The organism is Metabacillus rhizolycopersici (assembly GCF_020075705.1).
The window spans coordinates 1-6,700 of the sequence record NZ_JAIQUM010000139.1 but is presented as its reverse complement, the minus strand read 5'-3'; the positions used below and the strand labels follow the sequence as shown (position 1 = coordinate 6,700).

General features: G+C 36.0%; 6 protein-coding genes and 2 pseudogenes. 2 read left to right on the top strand and 6 right to left on the bottom strand.

Translation table 11 applies throughout. The features are described from left to right. Nucleotides 1-445: IS6 family transposase (locus K9V48_RS26650; protein WP_224142103.1), on the top strand; the 445-nt coding region annotated here is incomplete at its 5' end. A gap of 107 nt (nucleotides 446-552) precedes the next feature. Here K9V48_RS26650 and K9V48_RS26645 read toward each other — a convergent pair. From K9V48_RS26645 to K9V48_RS26620, 6 genes and pseudogenes are all read right to left on the bottom strand, one after another. Further along, nucleotides 553-771 (bottom strand): TIM barrel protein, encoded by a 219-nt coding sequence (locus K9V48_RS26645; protein WP_224142102.1) that lies wholly within the window; start codon nucleotides 769-771, stop codon nucleotides 553-555. A 22-nt stretch (nucleotides 772-793) separates the two neighbouring features. Next, nucleotides 794-2,219, bottom strand: a pseudogene (locus tag K9V48_RS26640) (sugar porter family MFS transporter). Nucleotides 2,220-2,656: 437 nt separating this feature from the next. Beyond that, nucleotides 2,657-2,833 (bottom strand): aspartyl-phosphate phosphatase Spo0E family protein, encoded by a 177-nt coding sequence (locus tag K9V48_RS26635; protein ID WP_224142101.1) that lies wholly within the window; start codon nucleotides 2,831-2,833, stop codon nucleotides 2,657-2,659. 262 nt (nucleotides 2,834-3,095) lie between these two features. Next, a complete protein-coding gene (locus tag K9V48_RS26630) occupies nucleotides 3,096-4,274 on the bottom strand; it encodes a Gfo/Idh/MocA family protein (RefSeq protein WP_224142100.1) in 1,179 nt (392 codons plus the stop codon). Between the two features lie 133 nt (nucleotides 4,275-4,407). Further along, a complete protein-coding gene (locus K9V48_RS26625) occupies nucleotides 4,408-5,349 on the bottom strand; it encodes a sugar phosphate isomerase/epimerase family protein (RefSeq protein WP_224142099.1) in 942 nt (313 codons plus the stop codon). 872 nt (nucleotides 5,350-6,221) lie between these two features. Next, nucleotides 6,222-6,308 (bottom strand): annotated as a pseudogene (locus K9V48_RS26620) (IS6 family transposase); the annotation flags it as partial. Nucleotides 6,309-6,340: 32 nt separating this feature from the next. Here K9V48_RS26620 and K9V48_RS26615 point away from each other — a divergent pair. Beyond that, nucleotides 6,341-6,667 carry a DDE-type integrase/transposase/recombinase gene (locus K9V48_RS26615; protein WP_438803928.1) on the top strand — a complete coding sequence of 109 codons (327 nt, stop codon included), beginning with the start codon at nucleotides 6,341-6,343 and terminating at the stop codon, nucleotides 6,665-6,667. Nucleotides 6,668-6,700: the final 33 nt, after the last annotated feature.

Here is a 6,700-nt window from a genome sequence, read left to right as displayed (position 1 = left end):
ATGGATGTATCTATATCGTGCCGTTGACTCGGAAGGGAATACCATTGATTTTTATCTAAGTAAAACAAGAAATAAACAAGCAGCCAAACGCTTTCTTAAGAAAGCCTTGGCTTTTTCGCACGTTTCTAAGCCTCGTGTGATAACAGTAGACAAAAACCCAGCTTATCCAATCGCTATCCAAGAGTTAAAAGAAGAAAAGCAGATGCCTGAAGGCATCCAACTAAGGCAAGTTAAATATCTCAACAATATCGTGGAGCAGGATCATCGCTTTATTAAAAAACGAATTCGCCCGATGCTTGGACTAAAGTCCTTACGGACTGCCAAACGAATTATTGCGGGGATAGAGGCTATGCACATGGTCAAAAAAAGGACAGACTTCTCCCTTTGGAGAGTCTGTCCTTTTTTTAGAGTACTAGTATCAGTATGTCCAAGATTTAAAGATTAATTGCAAGTGTCTTGAAATTTTGCACCAGAACCAGAATAGAATATGCTGAACTTACTTTCTATTCTCTTATGAGCAAATTCGAGCTTTTATAAAACAACCTATCTCTATTAAAAAAGAGAGAAGCTACTAACCTTATAAAGGTTAATCCCTTCTCTTTCGATAATCGGAAGAAGCTCTTTCATAGAACGCATGAACATCTGTTCACATTTATATGGTTTATCTGAATGACCGGTAAATTCTGTGTTTAACACGTCCACATCCATCTCAACAGCGACTTCAATACAGCGCTTCCATTCTATAAAACTACTTTCCCTAGTCTGTTCCAACTAAGTCCAATTCCGACTTCCATTAGCTTACTTTTTTAAAATTATCTTCTATTTGTTCTAATGATAGTCCCCTAGTCTCTGGTAAGAACTTCGCTACATATATTATTCCCACAATACCAAATATAGCGAATATGAAAAATGTTCCTGATATTCCAATCGCATCCATAAGGATAGGGAAGAATAATCCTACTACAAAATTGGAAAGCCATAAAAACAAAACAGCCATTCCCATACCAATACCACGTAAACGAACAGGGAATATTTCAGCAAGTATGAGCCATACCATCGGGCCAATAGCACCTTGGAAAAAGGCTAAATATACGACTGTCATGGATAATACTACATATGGCAACATTGGAGATCCCGTAAGTATTAGAGAGGAAACACCAATCGTAATAAGCGCAACCGTCACACCTGTTAAACCTGTAAGTAGCATTGGCCTTCTGTTCACTTTATTTAGTAGCGACATACCAACAATAACGGCAACAACGGCAATTAATCCGTTTGCTACGTTTGCAATTAATGCTGTTTTTGTTCCAAAACCAGAGTTTTCAAGAATTCGTGTTCCATAGTACATAATAGAGTTGATACCTACTAATTGGGAGATAGATCCAATAGTAATACCAAGAATTACGATACGTCGAATCCAAGGTGTCCCTAAATCTTTGAAGCTCATTTTTTCCATTTTTTCCTCTTTTGAAATATGTGCTTTAATTTCCTTTAATTCTTGTTGAGCGATACTTTCACTACGAACCTGTTGAAGTATTTTCAATGCTCCGGCCATTTTTCCTTTTGACGCTAACCATCGAGGGCTTTCAGGTAAAATAAGTACTCCAATCCAAAGCGCCACAGCTGGTAATGTTGCAATCACCAACATATAACGCCATGCATGTCCTGCATCTCCAAAAACATTTCCAATCACTGCATTACATATATAAGCAAGAAACTGCCCCGTAACAATCATCAATTCATTTTGGGTAACCAACCTACCACGTCGATCTGAAGGAGCTATCTCAGCGAGATATGATGGAATGACTACAGAAGAACCACCGACAGCAAGTCCCAGTAGAAAACGGAAAGCAACCATTATAGTTATATTTGGCGCTATAGCGCAACCAACTGCAGCAAAGAAAAATAACATCGCAAGGTACAAAATAACCTTCCTACGCCCTTTATTATCCGATAAGCGTCCACCTAATATGGAGCCCAAAGGCCGCACCTAATATTATAGAACTTGCTACTAAACCTTCAGTGAAAGGATTTAAATTTAATTGGTCGGGTCGAGCCATAAATGGAAGTGCCCCATTAATAACCCCTGTATCATATCCGAATAATAGCCCTCCAAAAGTGGATACAATGGTGACTAATTTCAAAAACTTTTTTGGGTCCTTTTTCTGGGCATGTTCCGTTTGAACGGAACGATCATCAGACAACTTGAGATTTTCCATGTTCAATTCCTCCTTTATTGATCGTATGTGTTTTAACAAAGTGCTTATTCAATAAGCTCCTTGTTAAATATGATGGCAAAGGAAACACCCTCTGTTAATAAAGATGGGTAGAATAAACCCTCACATCCTCCATAAAAATTATGTGTTAAAGATGATTGTAAATTTAAAGCTTCTATTTTAAATTCTCAGCCTCTTTAAAACGCTTACATTTTTTTCTCTTTGAACTACACTTTCTAATAATCCACCAAAGATGGATGAAACTTTTGGCTAAAAACGTAAACATACAATAGTTTCTGCTTGGATTTCTATCTAAGAGACCGTATATAATTTCATTTGGCTTTATTAAAGTTGGATACCAATCATTCCGGTAAAATAATTATAAGTAATGCTCGCAAAGCTTAACTATGTTTGTCATTCTGATAATCAAGCGTTCCTGTTTACAACGAGCGAATTTTGCGTAGTATACTCTCAATATTCCGAATTTTAAAATCCAATTGTTGGCTGATTTTTATGACATCCGGGTCAGAGAGACCTTTATCTTTTGCCAACTCGTACATATCCAAGCGATCATTAGCTATACTCTTACTTAAATCGAGTGCCTCCCTCAAAATCATTCATACTCTTTCCTTTCTACTATTTCTTAATTTTTTTCATTCAGAATTTCTTCTAAAACTCCATAAAGTTCACGAAAGCTTTTAGCATCCACTTTTTAATAACCTAGCAACCAACAACTATTCTTTAATACAGCCTTTTTTTAAAACCGTGGATTGGTCTCCACAACCAACACCACGGTTTTGATGAAAGATTCTGATATTTTTCAATTGATTTCAATGCTAACTAAATTTAAGATTTTCCCTTTGCAACAAAGTGTATTTATTACTCAAAATCTACCCAATCTGCTCCCTTATCTGCAGAGCGTACACAATTTTCAACCCAGCGAACGCCCTCTAGTCCAGCATCAATATTAGGATAGACAAGATTTTGTAAGGTTTCTTCATCACCACGATTTTTAGCATCAATGGCAATAGCAAACTTGAGATAAATATTTGCCCATGCTTCGGATAGGCCTTCTACATGTAAAGCCCCTAAACGCTCATCAGCATTACAGCTGTCATCCAGGTAAGGCATTGAACGAATCAGGGTTTGAATCGGTTGCCCTTGAATTTCATACTTTAATTCATTTGGCTTGCTGTCCCACCATTCTAAGCTTGCCTTTGAACCAACTATGCGAATCCGATGACCATCCATACAACCCGCATCAATAGAGGATGTCCACAGTCTACCTACAGCACCATTTTCATAATGCATTAAAACATAAGCATTGTCCTCTAGCGGAGCACGAGTGCTGATAAAACTTTGACGATCACATAATAACTTTTTAATTTTCATTTGAGGCATAATTAATTGCGACATATAATAGGTGTGCGTAGACAGATCGCCTAACACATAGCTAGGTCCTGCAACCTTAGGATCTATGCGCCACTTTTGTGCAGCATTGATTTTGTCCCCATCATCATTGGCATTAAATCCATGAGTATACTGTAAGTCTACTACTCGTACATCCCCAATCTCTCCCTTTTCAACCATTGCCCGCATTTGAAGCATCATCTGATTACCAGAGAATCCATAGGTTACACCAATTATTTTGCCTTTTTCCTCAGCTAGTGCCTTAATTTCTCGCACCTCATCAGTCGTAAAAAACAAAGGTTTTTCACAAATTACATGTAAACCAGCATGTAATGCAGCCTTACAAATTTCGTAATGAGTACCATTAGGAGTTGCAATTGATACAACCTCAAGACCATCTTCACGCTTTGCTTCCTCTGCAAACATCGTTTTATAATCTGGATAGCAGCGTTCTTCAGCAACACCAATGTTCACACCAAAGTCTTTTCCTCTAGCAGGATCAATATCAAATGCCCCAGCTACCAATTGAAAAGCTGTGTTATCTCTAAGTGCCCCGATTCGATGTTTATAACCAACCTGTCCAAGTCGTCCTCCGCCAACCATACCCCAGCGCAACGGTCTTGCAATTTTCTTCTCTCCATTTAACATAGTAAAATTCCTCTCTTTCAAATAATTTTTATTTGGAATGTTCCTGCTTTGAATAGCTGGAAGAAAATAATGATTTCTTAATATTTAGAACGTTATAATCACTAATGTATCTGAAGCAATTCATTTGTTTAAACTAAAAGCTAAGTGTTTGTTTTAAAGCATCGATTGACGTTCTTACCCCTACTTCTACTGACATGGTTAGATCTTCCATTTCTAAAGAAACTTCTGCGTCATATCCCATCATCTTAACCACGGAGAAAAACTCTTTCCACCACTGTAAATCTTGTCCACAACCTACCGCTACATAATTCCAGGCTCTATTCGCTACATCCGTAACTTCTTTTGTTTCCATCACACCGTTAATACCTGATAAATGTCTCTCAAGGCGAACATCTTTACCATGAACATGATGGATAGCATCTCCTAATTCTCTAGCTGACAAAATGGGATCCGCTCCCATCCATATCAGATGGCTTGGATCTAAATTTAAACCTACAATAGGTCCAACTGCATTACGTAATCTAAATAATGTTTCAGGGTTATATACTAATTGGGAGCTAAAGTTTTCAAGTGCAATCTTTTCAATACCACATTCTTCAGCTTTAACAACCAGTTCCTTCCAATATGGAATCGCTACTTCATTCCATTGATAATCTAAAATATCTTTTAGAACCGGAGGCCAACTTATAGTATAGGTAATCCAGTTAGGAATTTTATCTTCAGGGCTTCCTGCTGGCTGTCCACTCATCATAATAATCTTCTTTACGCCTAATAACTTCGCTAATTCAAATGTTTTATTTGTAACTTCCCGATGTTCTTTGCCAAGTTCACCTGGATCTAAAGGATTTCCAGAACAATTTAAAGCACACAGTTTAATATTGCGTTTTTCTAATGCGTTTAAAAATTCATTTCTTTTTTGATCACTTTCTAATAGTTCGTCTAATCTCAAATGAGGTGCTGGAGACCATCCACCAGTCGTCATTTCAACCGTATCAATTCCCATTTCACTAATAACATCTAACATTTCCTCAAAAGGTAAGTGTCCTAAACTGTCTGTTACATAAGATAATTTCATGCTTGTATCCTCCTAAGAACTTAATTAATATTGAACGTATTTTTTATACAATTCAGGTCATTTTTGGGTTTTAATATACCAATTACTTATTACACATAAGTAGAAGAAACGAATCTCCTTCCAGGTTGAGATTTAGTAAAAAACATTAGAACATAATCAATTTGTTTTTCTAGTTAAAAATCCACCTAAAAATACTCATTTACAATTGTAATTACAGGACAATACATTTTAACCAATGTTATTTTATGAAGACTCCTCTTTATACTTTAAAATATATTTTCAATTAAATAATGGATTTGGAAACTTCACTATTAGCTACTATTAAAGTCGTCACTTATTGATTAAACCTTATATGTAAACGCTTTATTTAGATTGAGAATTCAACTAACAATTAATTATTTATACTTGCAATTATAAGAAAAAATATAGTAATCGTATTTGTTTTATGAAGACTTTCTTTTATACTTTAGAGACATGTTTCTGGTTAAGCACTCTGAATTACAAAAAAAGGAACATAAAGAAATAGCCCCATCATTACAGATAAGGCTATGGGCTAAGTTAAATAAGCTTCTTCATTCTGCACTTTCTACACATTTTTAGAAATTGATCATTCTCAACTTTTAAATGAAGCAATACCACTATTCATTCCTTTTATATTCTTTTTACACATCTATTGAATTTTTCTTTCCAGTAGCCCTTTGACCATGTTAGCAATCACACCTCTGGTACTTGATTGTGCTCCTATGGATTACCATCTTCATGATACATACCAACATGATCATCTATTTTATAAGCATCAAAGAATATAAGGTTCTGGTGCAAATACTTGAAGAAAATATAAAAAAGCGAAAGATTTCTAGTGACCCCTGGTCCTAAGCAATTAGTCCAAACAGTTGATGGATGAATTCTTTTTGATTTTGGACAGACTTCTCCCTTTGGAGAGTCTGTCCTTTTTTTAGAGTACTAGTATCAGTATGTCCAAGATTTAAAGATTAATTGCAAGTGTCTTGAAATTTTGCACCAGAACCCCCCATCCTATCCTATGGCGATTGAAGAGTTGAAGAAAGAGAAAAAGATGCCCATAGGCATCCAAATAAGGCAAATAAAATATCTTAATAACATTGTAGAACAAGATCATCGTTTTATTAAAAAGAAAGTTCGTTCGATGTTAGGATTGAAATCTTTTCGGACAGCTAAATCTATTCTTTCGGGAATAGAAGCGATGCATATCATTAAAAAAGGACAACTTGCTTTACGGGACAAGTCTGTCCACAATCAAGTGAAGTTCATTCATCAACTATTTGGAATGGCTGCATAAGAACAGATTCCATTAGGAGTCTATATACCTCTT